The 20,122-nt window shown below is 56.1% G+C and carries 20 protein-coding genes; 6 read left to right on the top strand and 14 right to left on the bottom strand.

Annotated features, from left to right (window positions below; all coding sequences use genetic code 11):
* Positions 1 to 43: 43 nt before the first annotated feature.
* Positions 44 to 5,929 (bottom strand): ATP-binding protein, encoded by a 5,886-nt coding sequence (locus V5F89_RS11985; RefSeq protein WP_338445861.1) that lies wholly within the window; start codon positions 5,927 to 5,929, stop codon positions 44 to 46.
* 345 nt (positions 5,930 to 6,274) lie between these two features.
* Here V5F89_RS11985 and V5F89_RS11980 point away from each other — a divergent pair, with 345 nt between their 5' ends.
* Positions 6,275 to 6,706: a hypothetical protein gene (locus V5F89_RS11980; protein WP_338445860.1), complete on the top strand. Its 432-nt coding sequence runs from the start codon at positions 6,275 to 6,277 to the stop codon at positions 6,704 to 6,706.
* Positions 6,707 to 6,774: 68 nt separating this feature from the next.
* Here V5F89_RS11980 and V5F89_RS11975 read toward each other — a convergent pair whose 3' ends face one another.
* Together V5F89_RS11975 and V5F89_RS11970 are read right to left on the bottom strand one after the other, a co-directional pair.
* Positions 6,775 to 7,917 (bottom strand): hypothetical protein, encoded by a 1,143-nt coding sequence (locus tag V5F89_RS11975; protein ID WP_338445859.1) that lies wholly within the window; start codon positions 7,915 to 7,917, stop codon positions 6,775 to 6,777.
* A gap of 22 nt (positions 7,918 to 7,939) precedes the next feature.
* Entirely contained in the window at positions 7,940 to 8,167 is a 228-nt protein-coding gene (locus V5F89_RS11970; RefSeq protein ID WP_338445858.1) for a DUF5818 domain-containing protein, read from the bottom strand.
* A gap of 362 nt (positions 8,168 to 8,529) precedes the next feature.
* On the opposite strand from V5F89_RS11970, the gene V5F89_RS11965 reads away from it, so the two are divergent.
* Positions 8,530 to 9,105: a hypothetical protein gene (locus tag V5F89_RS11965; RefSeq protein ID WP_338445857.1), complete on the top strand. Its 576-nt coding sequence runs from the start codon at positions 8,530 to 8,532 to the stop codon at positions 9,103 to 9,105.
* 137 nt (positions 9,106 to 9,242) lie between these two features.
* On the opposite strand, the gene V5F89_RS11960 is transcribed toward V5F89_RS11965, so the two are convergent.
* Both V5F89_RS11960 and V5F89_RS11955 read right to left on the bottom strand, forming a co-directional pair.
* Positions 9,243 to 10,154 (bottom strand): Kiwa anti-phage protein KwaB-like domain-containing protein, encoded by a 912-nt coding sequence (locus V5F89_RS11960; protein WP_338445856.1) that lies wholly within the window; start codon positions 10,152 to 10,154, stop codon positions 9,243 to 9,245.
* A 999-nt stretch (positions 10,155 to 11,153) separates the two neighbouring features.
* Entirely contained in the window at positions 11,154 to 11,492 is a 339-nt protein-coding gene (locus V5F89_RS11955; protein WP_338445855.1) for a hypothetical protein, read from the bottom strand.
* Between the two features lie 114 nt (positions 11,493 to 11,606).
* Between V5F89_RS11955 and V5F89_RS11950 the strand changes: the two genes are divergently transcribed.
* Together V5F89_RS11950 and V5F89_RS11945 are read left to right on the top strand one after the other, a co-directional pair.
* The gene (locus V5F89_RS11950) at positions 11,607 to 11,846 is read left to right on the top strand and encodes a hypothetical protein (RefSeq protein WP_338445854.1); all 240 of its coding nucleotides are present in this window, start codon (positions 11,607 to 11,609) and stop codon (positions 11,844 to 11,846) included.
* Between the two features lie 60 nt (positions 11,847 to 11,906).
* Positions 11,907 to 12,164, top strand: coding sequence for a hypothetical protein (locus V5F89_RS11945; RefSeq protein WP_338445853.1), 258 nt, complete (start codon positions 11,907 to 11,909; stop codon positions 12,162 to 12,164).
* A gap of 71 nt (positions 12,165 to 12,235) precedes the next feature.
* Here V5F89_RS11945 and V5F89_RS11940 read toward each other — a convergent pair whose 3' ends face one another.
* From V5F89_RS11940 to V5F89_RS11905, 8 genes are all read right to left on the bottom strand, one after another.
* On the bottom strand, positions 12,236 to 13,306 hold the full coding sequence (locus tag V5F89_RS11940; RefSeq protein ID WP_338445852.1) for an AAA family ATPase: 1,071 nt from the start codon (positions 13,304 to 13,306) through the stop codon (positions 12,236 to 12,238).
* Positions 13,307 to 13,416: 110 nt separating this feature from the next.
* A complete protein-coding gene (locus tag V5F89_RS11935; RefSeq protein WP_338445851.1) occupies positions 13,417 to 14,346 on the bottom strand; it encodes a DNA-primase RepB domain-containing protein in 930 nt (309 codons plus the stop codon).
* The gene (locus tag V5F89_RS11930; RefSeq protein ID WP_338445850.1) at positions 14,346 to 14,555 is read right to left on the bottom strand and encodes a helix-turn-helix transcriptional regulator; all 210 of its coding nucleotides are present in this window, start codon (positions 14,553 to 14,555) and stop codon (positions 14,346 to 14,348) included. Before V5F89_RS11930 ends, V5F89_RS11935 begins: the two co-directional genes overlap by 1 nt.
* Positions 14,556 to 14,662: 107 nt before the next feature.
* Complete coding sequence (locus V5F89_RS11925) at positions 14,663 to 15,262, bottom strand: hypothetical protein (RefSeq protein WP_338445849.1); 600 nt, start codon at positions 15,260 to 15,262, stop codon at positions 14,663 to 14,665.
* Between the two features lie 19 nt (positions 15,263 to 15,281).
* Positions 15,282 to 16,439, bottom strand: a complete 1,158-nt coding sequence (locus V5F89_RS11920; protein ID WP_338445848.1) for a tyrosine-type recombinase/integrase — start codon at positions 16,437 to 16,439, stop codon at positions 15,282 to 15,284.
* A gap of 226 nt (positions 16,440 to 16,665) precedes the next feature.
* Positions 16,666 to 17,940, bottom strand: a complete 1,275-nt coding sequence (locus V5F89_RS11915; protein WP_338445847.1) for a type II toxin-antitoxin system HipA family toxin — start codon at positions 17,938 to 17,940, stop codon at positions 16,666 to 16,668.
* The gene (locus tag V5F89_RS11910) at positions 17,937 to 18,143 is read right to left on the bottom strand and encodes a type II toxin-antitoxin system Y4mF family antitoxin (RefSeq protein ID WP_338445846.1); all 207 of its coding nucleotides are present in this window, start codon (positions 18,141 to 18,143) and stop codon (positions 17,937 to 17,939) included. The genes V5F89_RS11915 and V5F89_RS11910 overlap by 4 nt, the downstream gene beginning before the upstream one ends.
* Before the next feature lie 145 nt (positions 18,144 to 18,288).
* A complete protein-coding gene (locus tag V5F89_RS11905; protein WP_338445845.1) occupies positions 18,289 to 18,480 on the bottom strand; it encodes an antitoxin in 192 nt (63 codons plus the stop codon).
* A gap of 141 nt (positions 18,481 to 18,621) precedes the next feature.
* Between V5F89_RS11905 and V5F89_RS11900 the strand changes: the two genes are divergently transcribed.
* Positions 18,622 to 18,912: a DUF1778 domain-containing protein gene (locus tag V5F89_RS11900; RefSeq protein ID WP_338445844.1), complete on the top strand. Its 291-nt coding sequence runs from the start codon at positions 18,622 to 18,624 to the stop codon at positions 18,910 to 18,912.
* Between the two features lie 6 nt (positions 18,913 to 18,918).
* On the top strand, positions 18,919 to 19,446 hold the full coding sequence (locus tag V5F89_RS11895) for a GNAT family N-acetyltransferase (RefSeq protein WP_338445843.1): 528 nt from the start codon (positions 18,919 to 18,921) through the stop codon (positions 19,444 to 19,446).
* Positions 19,447 to 19,873: 427 nt separating this feature from the next.
* Here the strand turns inward: V5F89_RS11895 and V5F89_RS11890 are convergent, their stop codons facing one another.
* A complete protein-coding gene (locus tag V5F89_RS11890; protein ID WP_338445842.1) occupies positions 19,874 to 20,107 on the bottom strand; it encodes a hypothetical protein in 234 nt (77 codons plus the stop codon).
* Positions 20,108 to 20,122: the final 15 nt, after the last annotated feature.

Raw genomic sequence — 20,122 nt, 5'->3', positions numbered from 1 at the left:
AGATGATCGGGTGGGGGGACCTCCCGCGTGGGTCCCAATGGGGTCACAGAACTTCGCCGTCACTTCTCCATTGCGATGCAAGTTCAGTTTTTGACGAGTGCGGCTTGTGTGTGCGCCACCTCGCAGTGACTGACGGAGGCAAACAGCCTTGCCGTTCGACTTCCGCCTGTCCGGCTTCTGTAAGCTCAACCCGTTGGCCCTCAGCCCAGCGAAAGGCACGTGCATGCTTCATTTCTTGTTGCCACCCATCACGCCAAAAGCGCGTCGTGGCCATTGCTTTTCCCTGTGAATCAACGAAAGTGAACGGGTTATCCGCCGACAGGTGCCAGCCTAGCATCTGGGCCAGCAAGGGATCGAAAATAAGCACCTCGGGCCGGTTGCCTACGAGCGAAGTCCGCAAATTCACGATGCCAACCATTTCTGCTGCGCGCTCTGAGTCGACCATCATTCTCCCGGCAGCCCAAAAGGCAATTGGCAGCTTCCCGATTGCCCGGTCTAGGTCCTCGAACGCGCCGTCCTCGATCCCGCGCGCGACCAGCATTTCCTCAGTGTAGAGCGAATTTGACTTATACATTACTAGGCGCGCCCATTCGCCCACAACCGCGGGCGAGACGCAATGCCGCCTTATATCCTCGGCCTCGATCCATTCTATTCCATCCGTACTCCACGTATCTTCCGGAAAGGTTGGCCAGTCGATGTCGACGGGACGAGACAATTGGGGGACATGGGGTGGAAGCACCGGGGCCCCCGTCAACCGATGAAGAAGAACGTCCACGTCCCTTTCGGAGAGCCGTGATGCACGCCAGAGTTCACCGACAACCACATGAAATGCTCGCAAGCAGATGCCTATATGTGGGCGCACAAAGGGAAGCAGCAAGCCAAGAGGAGAAAGGCTATTTTCAAGCTGCTTCGTCGCCTTCGCTCCATATTTTTCAACTCCCCCCCATTGGTTGATTAGCTGCGCGACGCGACGCCGGAGAGTGCTGACAGGCACTTCGGAATACCGGGAGAGTGCCTCCAACCACTGGTTGAATCCTTCGGTCCACGCTGCAGGATCGTCGATAACAGGACCCAGCGATGCTTCGTCGCGTAGGGATCGACCTGAAGTCTCATCCAGAGGTGGAAGTTCGAGAGAATAAAGAGGCGGGAGATCAGCAGCTTCCATGTGTGCGTCGACGCCCCAAAAGTCGGCCAATATCTCACCGATTGCCGCGACGCAGGTATCCTCGTGCGCAGTGAGCTTGCCTAATTCATGACGAAACTTCGTCGCGACCGCTTGATTGTCATGGGCTTCAATCAGGAGGCGGGCGCCGAGTTGCACTGCATGACCTTCACCTTCAAGCAAACGGCTGCATGTCCTGCAGAAAAGTTCAGGTGCGCCAGCCCTGACTAGTTCGAGAAGCCCATTGGTCGCTTGCTCGCACGGATCCGACACGCCGAACGTTACTGCCTCCAGAAAGAGGCGAGTTAGTAGGTCAATGTCGTCATGCGCCACGTCGTCATTGCGCGGGATGGGCTCAACCTTCTGATAATCGCGATAGCCATCGACCTGCTCCGCGAGGCGGTCCCACAATGCTGGCCAATCAATGTCCTTGTACAGCATCGGGTATATCTCATCGATGCTGTATAACGCCGAGCCGGTGCCATAGCCCCCTTCAGAGAGGTCGCGAACAAAATCATCTTGCGCGCGTTTGTGAGCATCAGCAAAACCCAAGACGTGCCGCGCCTTATGATATTCTAGCGTGTCTCGACTGGCCCAACCACCCCAACCATCCCTTTCTGGCCTCTCAGGTAGTAACGAAGTCTCGGCGTAGTCGACTTCTCCAGCCGCGATTGCTGCCCTTGCCAACGCCTCCTTAATCGGCCGGTCACGTACAAGCTCTGGGTTACGCAAAGCAAATGCATGAACCTCGGGCCAAGGTCGCTCCTGGATAATGCGCCCTATGCGTTTCCCCAGCGTGCCATTTACGAAATTGCCGTAGTAAACGCTCGTTTGTGCCTCTCGACGCTGTCGTTCGAGCGCCACGGCTTGTTCCACATCTTCAAAGGATTGCAGCTGGAAGTAGTCAGGCAAAACTTTCTCATCCGACGAATATTCAGTGTCAAATGCAGGCTCAGCGTTCCATCTATCGACTGCCGCTGAAACGAGCGGCGAAATAGGACCGCAATCAGCCAGCGCGTCGCGGAATGCTCGAAGGAGCCTTGGCCGAAGTTCGGATCTGGCATCGCGTTCAATGCCAGCAACAATAATGCGTTCGACTTCGGGGAGCTGCGCCTCGGGCGTCGCAGAAACCAGCTCCCGCAGATATTCGCCAGTCCGTGTTACGCTGTTGTAAACCTCATCATAATAGGGAAGGCAAAGGGCGGTCCAGGTAATCGCGATTGGAATCGATAGGTCTGGTCTCCTCCGCATTATCCCCCTAGCGACCGCATCCACGAGCGCATCCCAGCGCCAAACACCCGTTGCCTTCGCCCATTCGAAGGCATCCCACGCTTCTTCCTGCCCACTGGCAATCGCTTCCACCAAAACAGTCTTGGAAATGCGCCACGCTTGGTCGTGCGCGTCGCTGTCGTCCACGCCCGCCACTAGGCGCAACATCATGAATGACCGTTCCGCTGCTTGCGCCGGATCCATGCGATTGGCCAATTCAAGCAAATCCGCCCAAAGAAGGTACTGCCCGTCCTTCTTGGCCGCCGCATAACTGCCCAAGGACATCTTTCGCATTTCATGTAGCAATTCACGCGCTCGCTCTTGGAGACCGATTTTCCCGAACACGATCGCAAGTTCGGCGAGTCCGTCGATTGCTTCCTGCGGCGAGCGGGCTCCGTCGACTTCTCGACGTGACCTTTCAAGCCGCGCTACTGCCGCTGCAGCATCCCCATCAAAATTGAACATGGTTTCAGTGAATTTGCGGACAATCGGCAATGATCCCCTGAATGTACAAACCGACAGTTTAAGGCACGCCTCGAAATTGCTGGCGAAGTCAGGCGCAGCGTCCGGGCTAAGCCGTACGATCTCACAGATCGCGTCAAAGAGCGGTTGGTCCGCTTTGCGAACATGGTAGTCCAAGAGAACATCATCACGCCGGTCAGCAACCGCCCCCGCAATAAACTCCAGAGACGATTTGATCTGCGCTGATACACCCGTCGTTGCATCAGCGGCGTCTTGCCGCAGTTTGCCAATCCGGGTGCCCAACCGCACCGCATGGTTTTGGATTGCCTTGAAGAGGTGCTCTTTTGGCAGAGCTGGCTGGGGCGGACTCGCGCCAAGTTGAGCTGCGACGACACAATACCGAATGAGGTAGCGGACCGCGTCGGCTACTTCCTCAGAGCGGTGCTCAAGATTGCATAGATCGGGAATCTTGGCCTTTGCAAAGAGACGGGTGGCGAGTTCACTGTGACGGCATGCGATTGCCAGGTTGGCAGCATGGAGGTGCCAAGAGCCATGCACGTCTTCAATGCCTTGGCATTTTTCGTAGTCGCCGAGGCAAGCTAGCGCTTCTTCATAGCGCGACGCCCGAACTTTCGCTTCTGCGCTTTCCGCATAAAGGATGGGGTGCGCTCCAGCCATGATGATGAACCGGGAGACCACGTCATCGACGCTGCAATTCGGATCATGGCGAAGCATGGCTCTTGCAAGCGCGAAGCGCAGTTCATCAAGATATTGCTGTCGCGTCTGGCCATAGAATGATTGCTTGTCATTATCACCTTTGACGTCAGGCATTTTGATACGGCGTTCGATCTGCTCGTCATCGAGCAGGACCACGGCGAAATCCGCCCATTTGTTCGCGGAGTCTTCTCCTCCCGAATGATGGTCGTCATACCAGTCCCAAGGATTTTCCCTGTCAAAGATTGCCCGCGCGCGCTCAGGCTGGCCATCTTCAAGCAAAGCCTTGACCACCAGCCATTCATCTCCAGCTACATGATTGGCGTCGAGTTGTGCTTCGGCAGAATAAAGGTCACCCGCAGCGATTTGCGCTGCGACAAGTTGCTCCGCCATCTCTAGGGCTTGTTGGCGCCTCCAGACTTCATCCTTTGCAAGCATCAGATCGAAAAGTTGCACGGGTGTCTCGCCAGCATCGAGGCAGGCAAATGCGTCCTCAATGTCATTGCTAACTTCGTCGCTTCTTCGACCATCTATGAATTGGGTCACGAAGTACCTACGGCAAGCGATCGCGGCTGCTTCGGCGTGATCATTAGCCAGATACCGGTAGCGAAATTCGAGCCATCGTTGTGCGCTGGTGGCTGGGGCCGATTTGGCAACTTTTGCGAGCCGGCGATATATCGCAATGACAGTGAAATCCGGGTCGGGGGCCCCATAAAGCGTTATGGTCTTCTGGCGTAGGAACAGACGAAAGCTGTTATGGAAGATCAGCCAACCACGGTTGTAATGATCGATTAGATGGTGCGCTAATTTGAAGGTGTTGTCGACGGCTGAACTGGATAGACAAGCCGCTAGCAACTCGGGTTCTATTCGCCCTTCGACGAAGCTTAGCGTGACAAGAACCTTCGCTACCTCGCGATCTGCTCCCTCAGCTTCGCGCCAGGCAGCCTGATAAACCTTCTCTAGGTCACCGTCGAACTCGAAGCCCCCATCGAGGAGAACTCTTCGTTCTTCCGCATCGGCAACGAGGAGTTTTCCTAGCAGATACTGCGTGACCAGCGGATGGCCTAAACTGACTGAAAACACCTCTGCTGAGTCAATCTCGCTGGCGAGTCCGATCGAAGTGACCATCTCGCTGACGGCGGCCTCGGTGAGGGGAGCAATCTCAATCTTTCGGTCGGGAAGTGAGGCTTGTTCTCTCACTTCGCGAGGAATGTCCTCCAAATCAATTCGCTGACTTCCCAGAACGAAGACGACGCCTTCCGGGATACTCGCTGGGAGTGGTAGCGCGCGAAGGAAACTTGCGACTGGCTTCTCTTCTCGAGGCACATGATCCAGGCCATCGATCACGATGATGGTCGACTGGCCGCTCGTCTCAAATTCTTTTCCAGCTTGCTGGAGTAGCCTTTGAAATGTCTCGCGTCGCTGTTCGAGGGTGTCGTCCTTAACTCGGCTTGCTTGAAATCCCGAGCTGATGAGCTGACTGTTGAGGTCTGCCAGAAAATTTGCGTCATTACCTCGCCCTTGACCTTGCGCGGTCCCTGGAACGTAGGCGAGATACCGAACGACCTTGCGGTTCGGGCCGGATTGAACGAAGCGTTCAAGCAGAGTCGATTTTCCGGTTCCCGGAGAACCCAGCAGGCATATGTATCCCGAGCTGTGATTTTTCAGCGCTGCTTCGAGTTCGGCTTCGCTTTGCTCATTACTTTGAACATGTGCTCCAAGCGGGAAACGATGCTCGAAGCGCTGCCGGAACCGATCTGGCCATCCAAGTTCATCGAGTAGTTCCCGACGGGTCCAAGAGGTCTTCCCTTCGGCACGCCCCACCAAATCTCCAATTGCTCGGGCAAGCTCCACGATTTGCCCGCGAACCGAGGCATCCAAGGTGTGATTCAGTTCAATTGTCCGAGGGGCGCCCAGTTCGATCTCGAAGCGGTGAAAAAAGCGCTCAAAATCGTGCTCGTCGAGACCTGAAGCGCTGACTAGCTCGTCGATGATAGGTTGCCAGACGGAAGCGCGCCAATCTAGCAGCGACCAGTCGGGATGCCGATCCTTCTCCAAAAAGAAGTCCTGTGAATCCCGTCCTTTGACGCCAAACCGACCTTTGTCGCTGACCGATGCGATATGCGATGTGACATAACGCACCCTGATGTGCTTCCGAGGATATGCGGCCTCCAACTCCTTGAAGGAGGCGGCACAATCCGCGATGACGTTTTCCTTGCCCAGAAGCAGTCCACGAACTCCAACCGGCTTTGGCTTGGTCGAGGATTTGTACTGATGCCCGATAACCTGCCCAGCAATCCCCAGAACAAGGTCGTCGAACATGCCTGCCCGATCGTCCGCAAGGGCAATGAACGAGAGAGTACCGTCCAAGATCGCTTGGTAAGCAAGGGTTGCAGACGCGCGGTCTTGGTATCTCAGACCTTGCCGAGCAGTGCGTTCCCCAGACCCTGATGTTTTTTGCCCCATTTCGCTGATCGATGATCCTAATGCATTGCGCCATTCCAAGATGGCAACCGATTATCCCAACCTCGGTCGGATTTTCTCATGGAATCGGCTCAACAATATTGTGTGGTATTGGGCATTTACAATCCGACCTCAGGAAATTCCCAATTGATTTAGCGGTGTGATTCATGGCCAGTGAAGCATTGGAAAATACGGAGCATCCAGGTGAATGATCCCTACAAAGCCGCCTCCGACTTCGCTCGTGCATTCGGCGAGGCAGAGTACGTAATGAAGCGCTCGGGTATTCTTCGGCACAACAAAGAAGCAGCGCAAGCGGATTGGGACGCGTTTGCTCGTGAACTCGGGCAAGACTTCTTTTGTGCGGTTGTAGAAATGGGCGTCGCCAAGACACTGATTGGCATACCACCTCGCAGGCTAATGAACGACCTTGAGTGGGCGCCTGAAACTCCTGCTCCTCTCACAAACGTGCACGGGTTAATCGTGCAAGGAGTTTGCCGAGTCAGAAACAGCTACCTTCATGGTGAGAAATTCAGGGGAGGCCCTGACGGCCAATGGGCGCGCGACATCAAACTCATAAAAGAGGCACACGCAGTGCTCGACGCGGCCATGAAATGGTGGCTGCAAGCCAAAGATTAACTACATGGCGATCACCTTGAGGTATATGCCGATACGCCAAAGAATCCGCGATATCGCCCAACCCGAACTTAGAGGTCGAGGATCGAGGTCAGCAGCATCGTCTCATGGCGCTCGTCGAGACGAGCCTGGCGCGCGAGGTTCACGAACTGCTTCTCGGCGACGATCACATCGGCGAGTGGTAGCACCGTCATGAACGCGGCAATATCTCGTAAGTCGTTCTCCGATATGGCTCGTCCCTGATCTTCGAGACGAACGACGAGCTCGCTCTCCACGTTTAGGACTGGCACATCAACCACCATGCTGCGAACTAGCGATGATCCTATATCGGCGACGCTGGACCAATTTAGGCCTAGGGCACGCGCGGTATCGAAGATGAGGTCGAGTTCGTCGATGATGAGTCTGGCGCCGTATGCTCGCTTCCTTTTTGCGAAAGTCTCGCCGGCGACCACCGCGCGCCGAGACTCAATTCGTGAGATAAGTTGTGCCGAACTGGCGCTGTAGCGACGCACAGCCTCGAGCCTCACTTCCTCGTCTTGGAACGCTAGGTAGTCGAGCAGCGCACCGCCTGGATCCTGACGGATGAGGGCTAGCAAGCGCTCCGACATCACGAACCCATAGCTCTCAGGCGAGTAATCGCCCGCTGCCTCAAACCACAATTCAGACAGGAACCATCGCTTCTGAGGAGCGGGTCGGTTGATTTTGCACCTATCCGCGAGGTAAGCGGCCAACGTCTCACGTAGAATTCTTCGCCGTCCGCGAAAGACGATGCCGCTGCTGAGCACTGCCTGCGTTCGGGCCAAATTGGCGCGCCGATGCGGCACGTTAACCTTCGAGGTCTCGTAAATGTTGGTGAAGCTAAGCGGAATTCTAATCGAGCCAGCTTGCACCATGCCGACGACCTTGGTCAGCGCCGCGTGCTCTTCCGGATAGCGTTCCTTGTCCCATGAACCTTTTGCGAGTGTCACCCAAGCGTTCTGGTCAAGATAGACAATGCGAGACATGGTGCCATTATCCGCGATGACTGTTACGTCGTCGAGGCCCACTACCCGCTGTGATGACATTCGCGGCGTTCGGATGCGCCCATGCGCAACCGAACAATGGTCGGCTGTCGCGGCCTGATAGCCATGAGTTGCTTGTCCGCTATCGGCAAATCTGCTGTCATCAAACGTTATCTGACAAGCTGGCATTCTTATGCGATGTTGAATTGTCATGCACCCCAGAAGCTCAATTTCATTATCTTGATCGGCCTTCGCCTTTGATCTTAATCCGCCTCACATCCAGCAAGTTGAACCCTGCCCGGGTGCCTTCGACCGTAACGCGTTGACCGACGAGCTTTCGAGCTTTCCACCCCCAGCCAACGTCAAGCTGCCAGATACCGCCACCGTCCATCTCCAGTGCGTACAGGCCGTATTGCGACGGGCGCAGAATGCCCGTCTCCACGTGGCGCGCTCCTCTCGGCATTTCGGGTATCTCCCCGGAAGTCGATGGCGGTACGCCCCCGCTTTCGACTTCACACCTGATCCTCTGGTGATCGGGGAGTTAGTAAACCGAACACAGTCGGCCCTATAGCCTTTAGGCCCGAGAGCCCTGGACATACGCCATAGGCTCCCCGACCATAGGTCAAGGAGTGTGGACCGCTACGGGCAGGCCAACCGCTGTGTTCGGGGTTACTAATCCCCAATGCCGTGCGTGGCGGCATCACCAAGCTGTATGGGACAGGTGCCGCTTTCAAGCAACGGAAAGCTGTATGGCCGGGGTTTCGCCTGATCTTCGCCAGACTATTTCGTATAATCGCCCAGTATCAGCGGCACAGAGAGGCCATCATGGGCGGCATCAATTCCGGGCGGAGGCGCAGCGTCCATCGCGGCTCGGTCGAGCAGTTTCCCGTCATCGACCTGCGCGTGCTGAAGCGCGCTCGACTGTTGAAGCCCGGTGAATGCACATATGACACATTGCGATGGCGAAATCAGGACCTACAGGTGCTTGAGGTTCGAATTTTCGTCGATTTGAGTGATGAGGACGACGCATCGATACGCATTGCCGGGGATGTCGCTGACCAGCGAGCGGCGATCGAATGCGTCCCCTGCCCCTATGGCGGCTATCGCTGCTATTTCCTCTGCCCGCTGACTGGTACGCGGTGCGGACAGCTATTCCTCGCGGATGGCATATTTGCATCCCGCAAGGCCCACAGGCTGACCTATGCCAGTCAGAGCGAGGACGACTTATCCCGTGCCCGCCGCAAAGCGCGCAAACTGCACAGGCAGGTTGAAGGCGACACCCGCTACGCACGTCCACGGGGTCGGAATCGATATGCTAAAGTACAGGAACTCAAGCAGGCGAAGCACGTTGCTCGCGAGTTCTACCGTGAGCATTTGCGCGGGATGACCGGTAGCATTTGAATATAATTTAGGGGAAGAGGACAACTGCCACAGGAGTTAGAATATCCGTCGGTGCCCCATGCCTACTTCGAGCGCAAAATGAGTTGTAATATGCGGCCGTACGCGTGGTGAAAGCGGTCATAGTGGTGAGCAAAAAGCTATACTGTCACGCGTTGGCGGCCGGTGGCCCGGTAAGGATCTCCACCATTTCCTTGCAAATCAAGATGATAGCGGCGAGCATCGAGAAGCTCTAAAAGCTTGGCTTCATCTGTGACGCGGCACTGTAGACGCCCATCATAAAGTTCTTTGAACTTGATCCCATGCCGAACGGCAAGCGCTTCAATCTGCGGTCGCTGAAAGTTTGCCAAGTTTGGATTTGCGGCGATAGAGGCGGCATGGCGGGCCATACGCGGATGTCTTCCTATCTTTTCGGCTATCCTGCTCAAATCCAGAAACGGTATTGCATCATGAATTGCCTGCACTTTAGCAGCGGCTGTTGCGGCGACGTGCTGGACGATCTTGGCGACTTGCTCAGTTTGACGGGCATTTAAGATAAAGACCTTTCCATCGGTTACGATGACGTCGAATTCCGTGTCTAGGTGCAACACTGCGTCTTGGATAAGCACCAGAGTATCGTCAACGAGCCGAACCAGCCTGTTCCGGGCATTCAAGGTACCTTTAAGCTTGGTGGCTTTGCGAATACCAACCGCTCTCCGTTGCTGGTTATCTCGGAATTCCGCGAAGTAGAAGTCCACATCGTGTGCGTGATCTTGGATGTTCGTCAGATCATCGAGCGTGCCGGCATTATAGACTGCTGATAGCTCAGCCATGAATTCGTTATTTCGTGGTGCGTATATCCGTCTACGAGCACCATAGTCTTCCGAGATATCATGTAGTTCCCAGTCACCAGGAAGACCCTCAAAAATATTTCTGGTATTTGTGAATGTTTCCTTCAAAGTGTTTTTTGTCGGGCCATCGGTCGGTATAAAATACATATCTCCATTGCTTCTGAGAGATATGCCAAAATTTACGTCAGCGATGTTTTGAACATCGAACTCCTGATCAATCATCGTTTTTATCCACCAGAACGTTCCCCCCTAGTCGATAGCCTGTTACCGCTGAGCCATCGGATAGATGATGCTGCCGCGATATTATCGCGAAGGTTACCAATCGACGCTCTTCCCGGTCCCGCCCCGTAGTGCCAATTTTTGCCTCAACCGTATAGATCCGATAACCCCAGATTGCGAAGATCAAGTTCATGTAATGAAGCCGCATGTGCCAGAACAAGAACATGACGAACGCCAGGGCGAATGCGACGGCTAATATGTCTCGGGTCCCGCCTAAATTGACGTCGAACAGTGGAATGAGCATAGCAAAAAGATAAGTGAGCAAATGCTCCCGTTGATCCCGTGCGTTGACAATATCAATTGTCTTTACATTCTCACTTTTCCGAACTCGGCGGAAAATAAAATAAATAATAATCGTAGGTAGAGCAAAAAGAAATAAGCATACAGGAATCCAAATGTGGTCTCCGACTGCATCCACACCTCGAATCGACCAGAGCAAAAACACAGGGCTTAGGCTTGACCATACTAGGACAAACCTAACAAACCCAAGGCCCTCATTTACTTTGCTTTTTCCCATGCGTGGGTGTGCCCCTATTTATCAATGTAAGTCAGCAAAGGCAAAGTGGCTGCCCTCACGTTGAGCTGGACGTGTCATCACGAGAAACCATTCATCGCATTTAAAAGCCGATAACGAATGGGACTCAGGTAGCCCAATTCGACCCTGATCATAAAGCGAATGATGGAAAATCATGGTCTGGTACCCACTGGTGACCCAGCGCACCGATCAGACGGTAAAAAGAGACGCAATTTTGCGATCCACGTCGACTCGATGGCCTCATTTGATATCAGCGGGTCCTGACGGAAATCCGCCACTTTCGCGACGTGCGCTTTTTCGAAATTTCGAGCCATTCAACCCAATAAGCGCAGAATTCTAGGAATCTTCAGCCTTGATCATAGCTGGTACCCCAGTGGGACCCCGCACGAGAAATCGTATCGCCTTCCCTAAAGGCTCGCCCTGCCCTGACGGGTTTGTCGTTGGCGATATTCGGGGATGTTGGCGAAGGCTGCCTTGATCCGATGCGGGGCGATGCCGTGCTCGCTGACCATTACCCCTTTCAGCCAATCCAGCGTATCGATCAATTCTTCTACCGATTGCTCTGCCCAATCGCACCAGCATGCGCCGTGGATCATCCCGAACTGTCGTTCTCGCCGATCCCCCTCCCGAAGAACGGCAACCTCGCTAACCCGGGCGCTGTCGGCGAAGCGAGGCAAGAATGCCGGTTGCCACGCGATCACCGCCGATCGGATCGGAATATCTGAATACCGAAAGTCCCGTTTCATGCGACCAATTGTAAGCCGACCAGATGAAGAGAAAACTCAGGATTTCCGGGCTTTTTCCTGACTTCGTGCCAGCGATGATCTTAATGAGGTGATGGTCAACGAAAGGAGGCCATCTTGTCCAACGACGACCCCCGCGACCGTCTGCATCTTCTATCCCATGCGCAGGCACTATTCCCCGGCGCGGTTATCAACGTGATCTATACGCCGGACGAAATCATCCACATCGATGTGAACGGCCATCGCTACACCTTCGAGATCGGGAGCGATGATGATGAATATGTCTTCACCGACGGTGTGACCACGTTCGCGATACCCCTGATGGAATGCGATGAGGATTTCTGGGATTTGCCCTGACAAGCCTCCGGAACCCGTCTTAATGGAAATGTCGGTCCCAAACCAAAGGAGATGACCGACATGACCACGACCAAAATCACAAAGCCCGCTGCCACGACGACCAACGCGAAGAAGGCCGACAGCGGCAACCCCGAATTGGTCACGCTCGACCAGCTCGCCCGTGAATTGAAGATGACCCCGCGCGAGGCCCGGATGCTGCTGCGTCTTGCCGCGAAACAGACGAGGCAATATCCGCACTCGGCAAGGAGCATGTCGCACGTCAACCGTGGCAATGGGAGCCGGGCTCGAAGGCGCTGGAAGAGGCAAAGAAGGCGCTGACCACACCGGTCGAAAGCTGACGCGGATCGATAAAGAGCGCCAACATTGTATATAAGCACATTTGGCGCTCTTTAGTCCGGCAGTTTCCATGTTGCTCCCGGCCCTCTACCGCTGATTACGCCCAGCTTCTTTTTCGCACGGTCCAGTGTGCGCTCTTGGATTCCCTTCTTTTTCATCGCTTCCTTAACGTCCCGCGCCTCGGCTTCTCCCTCGGAAAGATAGTCCTCAAGGGCACGCGCCGCCCGATCCAACACCGATTCTTGGACGGACGACAAAGCCACCAGTTCATTGGCCGACATTTCAACCGGTCCGCGCCAGATTATGCGAGCGCCACCACCCTTGGGAGGAGTGCCAATCTCGAAAGCCTGAGACACCGCTTCTTGGGCGTAACTGCTCTTATAGTGCGAAAGCACACGCCATTGGGGTTGTGTTGGATGGGCCGTGACGATCATGCCCGATCGCACGGCTCCGCCAAACGCCATTGATCCTTGCCCCATATGCATGGCATTTTCAGATGTCTGCTTTCGCAAATGGCGAGCAATCAGGAGGCTGATGTCGAACTCCTTCGCTAACCGGTGCAGCGGCCGCATAAATGCGTTGGCTTCATTAGGTCGATACATATCGACACTAGCTCCCATGAAATTCGTCAAAGGATCGATGACGACCAGTGTGGGGTCGTAGCTTCGGATTTGTCGGCGCAGAATTTCGACACCATCATCATTCAGAGTGAACGGCGCATCGATCACTCTGACTTTGTTGATATCCGCTCCCATCGCTTCAAGCCTCGGCAGCAACACCCGACTGGGATCATCCTCATCGTTGAGCAGCAGGACGCGGCCGTTTCGGTCAGGTTGCTTTTCGCAGAATTGGCCTCCTGCCGTTACGGCAGCCGTCATGGCAAGACTGAGAAACGACTTGCCCATTCCCGGATTGCCATCGAGGATTGATGTACACCCGATCGGCACAAGCGGCTCGATCAGATATTCAACAGGCAGAACCTCGAATTCGGCAAGGTCTTTGAAATGCTCTTCCTTATTGATCTGACGGACTTCTGCCCAAGCTTGGTCGAGCACCTCTGCGAACTCCTTGTCCGTTAGTGGAGGCGAGTTTGCGGTCTCATCGAACAGTTCTGCCAATTGCATGCTTTGAGCCTTCGACATTCCGCGTAGGCGCCATTCCACAATCGCGGATTGCAGTTCCCTTCCACGGTCTCTGCCCTTCAACCTGAGGCCCTTTCTCTTCGATCCGGCGCTCATCGGCCTGCCTCCACAAGATTGCGGATGCGCAGGATTTGCCGTTCGGCTTCGCCGACATCGCTGCCCCACTTGGATGTGAAGTACGGATTGACGAGCAGCACGGCGGCGATTTCATCATCCGTCGCCCCTGCAGTCGCCATGGCGGAAACGATTTGATACACCGCACCGGATCGATCGGTCCGCATCACGATCCGCGCGGTCATCAGCGTGCCCGCGACAAGGCCCATGCTCCGACGGTAGCGTCGCATCACTTCATGGGGATCATATCGTGATGGATCGACACCGCCCCGATCGCAGCTCGGCTTGTGCATCTCCGACAGATCCCGAATTGCCTCCGGCACCCGTTTTGGCCGCGCGTCATAATGGACAAGACGCACTGTCTCGCCATGCCGCTCAGGCTTGTGGTTGATCGTACCGGGCACACGCAGGAGCTTGTTGGCTGACCATGCTCCTCTGTCACCACCATAGAGCTTCCAGAGGTTCTTCGTGTACTGTTCGGCCTCAAAGGCCGGCACAGTCTTTCGCCAAATCCACAGCCCCTGAAAGCGGCCCGTAGACGTTTCCCAAAGGACGTTTGGCTGCGGCTTGAAGCGCATAGGGTCGGCATCATCGATGTCGGACCATGCGTAGCGCGTCGCCATAGCTCTGCCCTTCGTGTTCCGGGGAGCGTCAAATGGATTCGGGCAGAAATAGTAGTCGTGGTTTTCCGGCGAACGCTGTTCCAGCAAACGGCCGATCTTGCTGGCTCGTTCGCCTCGGATGGGATGCGGAACCATTCGGTTCGTGCCAGCGCGGCGGGTGTATAGGAATGTATATTCCGTGGACGAGTAGTCCCACACCTCTTCTAGGAACCGGACGATCGCATCGTGGCTGCGCGAACTTGGAGCCGCATCGGCGAGTGAAGTGAATCGATTGGGAACGCGCATCACGCCGCCTCCCGCTCAGCGGCAAGCGCTTCGATATGGGCATGGATTTCAGAAGCCAGCCACGCCACCGAATGCGCCCCGATGCGCACGCGCTTGGGGAATTTCCCCGCCGCTTCGAGCCGCAACAATGTGGATGGAGACAGGTTGATGCCAAGGCGTGGCAAGTCCTGTCGCACCAGTAGAAGCTTGTTTGAATTCAATACCGTCATGATTTGGTCCTTTCTTCGCGTTCAATGACGGCGAATTATTAGGACCACGCGGCGAAGAGATTCTACAGAGGCGAATGAACACATCATCGGACAAGCCGATGGCATGTTCATCGCTGGCGGCGTTCGTCGACCTGTTCCTTGATCAGCCGGTCCAACTGCTCATGCAGGCCGGTGATCTCCAGAAAGATGCGGCGGATCAATGCGGGATAGACGCCATGGAATTGTTTGGTGCTGACGTCATAGGTGCCCCGGCTGGGGCGAAGGTCGGGCAGTGCGTCGTCGAGCACTTCAGCGATAGCGGCGACGATCCGGTATCGGATCAGCGGGCCGGGCGGCAGATCATGAAACCGGTACTTCGCGATGATGATAGCGAGGTTCTTGCCCAGCAATTGCAAGTTCTCCAATTGCTCGGCGATCTCGTCATAGTCGGGGATCAGGTCCGCATTGGGCTCCTCGGGCCATAGCGACAGCATGTGACGATTTTCAGGTTCAAGCGCCTCGAGCAGTCTTTCAACCGGATTGAGCAATTGTGCATCCACCCACGCAAGCCGCTGCGACAATGTATCGCCCGAGGGCGCTCCGGGCAGGTCGCATGGTGTGATGGAAATGACGCGACGATATTCAGTGCCAACCGCCTTCAACCGGGTTTGTAAGTCGGCAATCGCCCCCTTCCCCGCAACACCGGCGATATCGGCAATCTCTTGCATGACGGCATCGCCGAAAAGTTCACTCAGTTCGCTTGTTATATCCCTCAAGCAGTTGCCCCCATTGCTCCAAGGCGTCGCGTTTCTCTTTGTCGTAGCCATAACGGTTGTAGACAGCCGCGACACCGGAAATCGTGCCCGAAATATGGTTCAGCACCTTTTCGACCACATGCGGCGCTACGCCTAGCCGTGCCATACCCGAGGCGGCGGTTCGCCTCAGATCGTGCAAGCGCCAACCGGACGTCTGGGAACCTTCGGACAAACGGCGCAGCATCTTCGAAAAGCCGCTGACGGGTGACCGGCGGGTGGTCGTGAACACATAGTCGCAATCGAGGAAACGCGGCACCTCATCAAGGACGGCAAGCGCAAAGGCGCTGAGCGGCACGACATGCGGCTTGCCATTCTTCGAGCGTTCGGCGGGAATGACCCATTGCCTGGCGTCGAGATCGACTTCGCTCCAGCGCATCTCGGCCAACTCTCCCCGGCGCTGCGCCGTCGCCAGCAACATCGGCACGAACTGGCGGAAAGGATAGACATCGTTGCGGCAAGCACGCAGCAGCCGGACGATCTCGTTATCCTCCAACACCCGATCGCGCGACTCCTCCTTGGTCAACGGCTTCAGGCCATTGATGGGACTGGCATCAAGGATGCCGCGCTCGACACACCAGTTGAACAGCTTGCGCATGTTCGAATGGATGCGATTGGCCTGATAGGTCGAACCGCGCGCGACGGCGGCGTCCATGATTTCCAGCACATCGAACCGCTTGATCTCGCGAATGTCGCGCTGCCCGAAGGTGCCGACGAATTCGCGATCCAAGATGCGTTCAGCCTCGCGCCAGCTCTTGTTGCGCGGCAATGCGTGAAGCCGGATGAATTCCCGGCAGATATTCTCGACCTTCATATTGGCCGTGCGCCTGCGCTTGGTCGGATCGATACCTTCATCAACCTGCCGCAAGATGTCGATCGCCTTTTCGCGGGCCGTGGCGAGCGAGATGCGGGGATAGACGCCCAGCTTCATGCGCTTCTGTTCAAGGCCGTAGCGGAACTTGACCGTGAAGACCTTCTGGCCCTGCGCCGAGACCCGGACGCTCATGCCGGGGCAATGAAGATCATGAACCTCGTAGCGTTTTGCCTGCGGCTTCAGGGCGTCGAGGGTCTTTGCAGTCAGCGCCTTTTGCATGTGTCATCCTTTCGAATGACACTTCAATAATCACGGAATTCCGCCAATCTCAAAGAAAATCCCGGGTCGCGAAGGACCTGAAACAGGAAAGTGCAGCGTGACGCGATGTGACCATGCCTCCCCGCACCCGGGGGGTCGTTTGGATAGAGAGCCAGCATCGATAGTCGGACCAAGTGCCGCGACACTGATTCTGGGTTTTCGGTCTCACGCGATTACGTGTCGGCTATCAACTACGCGCGCGAGCCTTGAACATGAAACGCTGGGCACGATCCCGGATGGCGTCCGCCTGAGTCGCTATGAGTTCGCGATTATCAAGCCCCGTAACGTTCAAGTCGCCCTCGATCGCATCGGCCACGGCTTCCGCCAATTGCGAAGCCCGACGTCGCACGAAGGGCGCTGCAACGCCTGCATCGGCTGCGAACCGATCGAAATGCTTGGCCTCCAACTGCTCCAATGTCCCGGCTCCACCGAACGTCATTGCGAAGCGCGGAGACAGCTCGGGCCAGATCACCGTGCCGACCAGATCATAGAGCGGAGCGAGGACGATAGGACCGCCGTCGTCTTCCTGTCGCAGCAGGCTGAAATTCTTCGCATGGGCGTCGGCATTACCGATGATGACGTTGAAGATGGCCGCATCGACCAGCTTCAGCACCTCAAGCGCCGGACGTGCTGCCGCCTCGCGCAGCAGGGCGAAGCAGTCCCGAAACACCGGCCCGCCTTCAGCCGCATATTTGCGGTTCGATGGAACGCCCAGCGCCTGCGCAAAATCCTCTTGATGCAACCGCCGGATTTCGCCATCCGCTGCCACACGATCGTAGCGGGTCACAAGCAGATAGGGCCGCCCGTTGACCTGCCTCCATTCCGCATCCACGGCATCAAAGCCCACGGCGCGCGCGAGGGCGAGGCAATAGGCCTCATTCGCGGCAAGGCCCGGAAAACGATCCGGTTCGGGCTTTATCAGATGGGTTGAAGGTTGGCCGGGCAAGGGAACGGCGATCTGGCCACCTATGAGCACGACCGGGAGCTTGGTCTGCGCGCCGGCGAGACTGAGACGTGCGCCCCCTTCTCCTGCAAGCATCGGCACGCGCGGCAGCCGTTCGATCAGTTCGGCAAGCGCCGAATCATCCAAGGGCTCCGGATCGCCTGTCGTCGCTTGTGGTGGATGCTCGCCTGTGGGCAGAAACGCGAGCGCGCCCGCAACATCGCCGCCCAATGCCGCCAGCAATCGAAATGGGTTGTCGGGAGAAACACCAAGCGCGCGAGCAATCGCGGTGCGCTGCCCTTCCTCGGGAAGCAGACCACCGAAGACCGCTTTGCAGATGGCGTCATCATATTCGGTTTCGCGCTTGGGCATCGCGCGCGACAAGTCAGGCGCATCGGGGGCGGTCAGCCAATCAGGCGCATAGGCAAAGTGCATCGCGCCGCCGCGATCGATCGAAAGCGTTCCAGCAATACGCTGCCCCCACCAAACGCTCAGGCTATCGAGGATCGGCCCGCTCATTGCGGTCGCCGAATATCGAGCGAGCACCCCAACGCCGCTAGGACTGCCATCACTTTGCCGAGCTGGACGGTCGGCTTGCCCCGCTCCAAGTCCACAAGGAATCTCACACCAACGCCGCTGGCAGCGGCAAGCTCTGCCTGACGCAGCCCCAGCGCCTTGCGTTCCTCGCGGACGATTTTTCCTATGGCGTTGGTGTCGAGCATCACGGTTTTCCCGATCGGGATATTATGAGCCTTTTCGCCCAAATGCAACAATAATGTTCCCGATCGGTAAATTTATACAAATCGAGCGAGGCAGAGACCGCAATTTTACCGTTCAGGAATTTTTCGTGGCCGGCATCAGCATAGGTCAAGCAGGGCTGTCTTTGCTCAATTCCTCATCAACGATGGCATCAACATTTTTGGCTGATGTGCCGTCCGCCACGCCCTCGGTGATCCTGTGTTCCAGCACGACTTTCAGTTCCTGCCATGCCGTATCTTCGGCGGCAGCATCACAACCCAGTCGATCAGTCTCATGTTGCTTGATTGTCTTTTTGTTCACGCCGCCGCTCCCTGCATGGGTGTCATGATCGATAGCGTAGGATTCTATTGATCACATTTCAGCTGTTTCCTGATCGGTAAGCCGTTCCACATTGTATTGCACGGCAAAATGCCGTATATGAATGCATGAAAGGAATTTGTGATGGTGTCAGCTTCATCCCGCCAGACCCAGCACAGCGAAATCAAGCGCGAGCGCATGGAATTGCGCGTGGCGACGTCTGCCAAAGCGTTGATCAAGCGTGCAATGGCTGTGAGCGGCATGACGGCTGGCGACCTTGCTTATGAGGGTGCGCGCCGCGTGCTCGATGAACATGAGCGCATGAGGCTTTCGCAAGCCGACGCCGACGCTTTCCTGAAAGCGGTTGCCAACCCGCCTGCGCCTGCCGATCGACTGATCAAGGCATTTGAACGCCATAAATCTGTCGTCGGCTGATCCTGCTTGGCTATCACATTTGAACCGCTCGCCAAGCGCCACGACCGTTCGCACTTTCGCTGTGGTGAGGCGGAGCTTGACGAGTGGTTCCAGAAACGCGCGGGGCAAGATGAGCGCCGGAACGTCGCGCGCGTCTTTGTCGCACTTGACGATGATTCACAGATTGTCGGCTTCTACAGCTTAAGCGCATTCACCCTGTCATTGGACGAAATGCCGGATGATGTCGCCGCAAAGCTTCCTCGCTACGATCACATCCCAGCCGCTTTAATCGGTCGGCTTGCCCGGCACGAGCGATCACGCGGCAAAGGCATTGGTGAGATTTTGATAGCCGATGCCTTGCATCGAATTGTCAATGTGGCGCAAGATTTGGCCGTCTTTGCCATCGTGGTTCAAGCGAAGAACGGTTCCGCGTCGGACTTTTATCGATCGTTCGGGTTCATCCCCTTCCCGATGCATCCTGATCGGCTGTTCATGCTCACATCCACGGCGACGGCCGCACTCAAGAAGGCAAATCCGTCTGCCAATTCGACATAGGGCCATTCCATCCAACGAAGTAACGACCTCGTGACTTTCACCTCTCGAGAATAACGAATCCGTTACCAACGCGCGCAAGGTTACCATCGTAGCGGCACCAGGATTTTTCCTGACGCGAACACCCACAATCGATATGACGTTGCTGCGAGGCTTCGTAGAAGATCGCCCCGCCTCTCCCCTCCATCGCTCTGATACCCAGAAAATCGACGATCTTCCGTGTGGGTATCACGGGGGTCCCGGGCGCCCGAACTTGCGTGACCAGACGTGAAGCAATATGCCTCGGAATCAGCGGGTCGAAGATACGTTTTCGTGTTCCCCAAGACGCGAAATGACGCAGAATGACAAGGAATAACAAGAGCTTATGGCTAGCTCTTAATCAGCGGGTCCTAGGTTCGAGCCCTAGTGCGTCCACCATATTCTCAGTAGCTTAGCCGCCATATCCTCCTTTCATTCCGACATTGGACGTATCGCGTTCCGGCAAATCGGCGGAGCTTCCTTCGCTGTCGTCGGCTTCGGGGTCGGCCAAAAGCGTAAGGTGCTCGCGCCGCTTTCTGGCGATGGCAGTGGCTTTGCGCTCGTTGATCTTGTTGGTGTTTGCCTGGTCATGGCCGGTGATCGGCCGGATATCCTCGACCCCGGCGTCATCCAGCTCGGTCGCCACGCTGTTCGATCCTCT

The organism is Pelagerythrobacter marensis (assembly GCF_036700095.1).
GTDB classification, from domain to species: Bacteria; Pseudomonadota; Alphaproteobacteria; order Sphingomonadales; family Sphingomonadaceae; genus Pelagerythrobacter; species Pelagerythrobacter marensis_A.
This window is presented reverse-complemented; position numbering and strand designations above follow the sequence as displayed.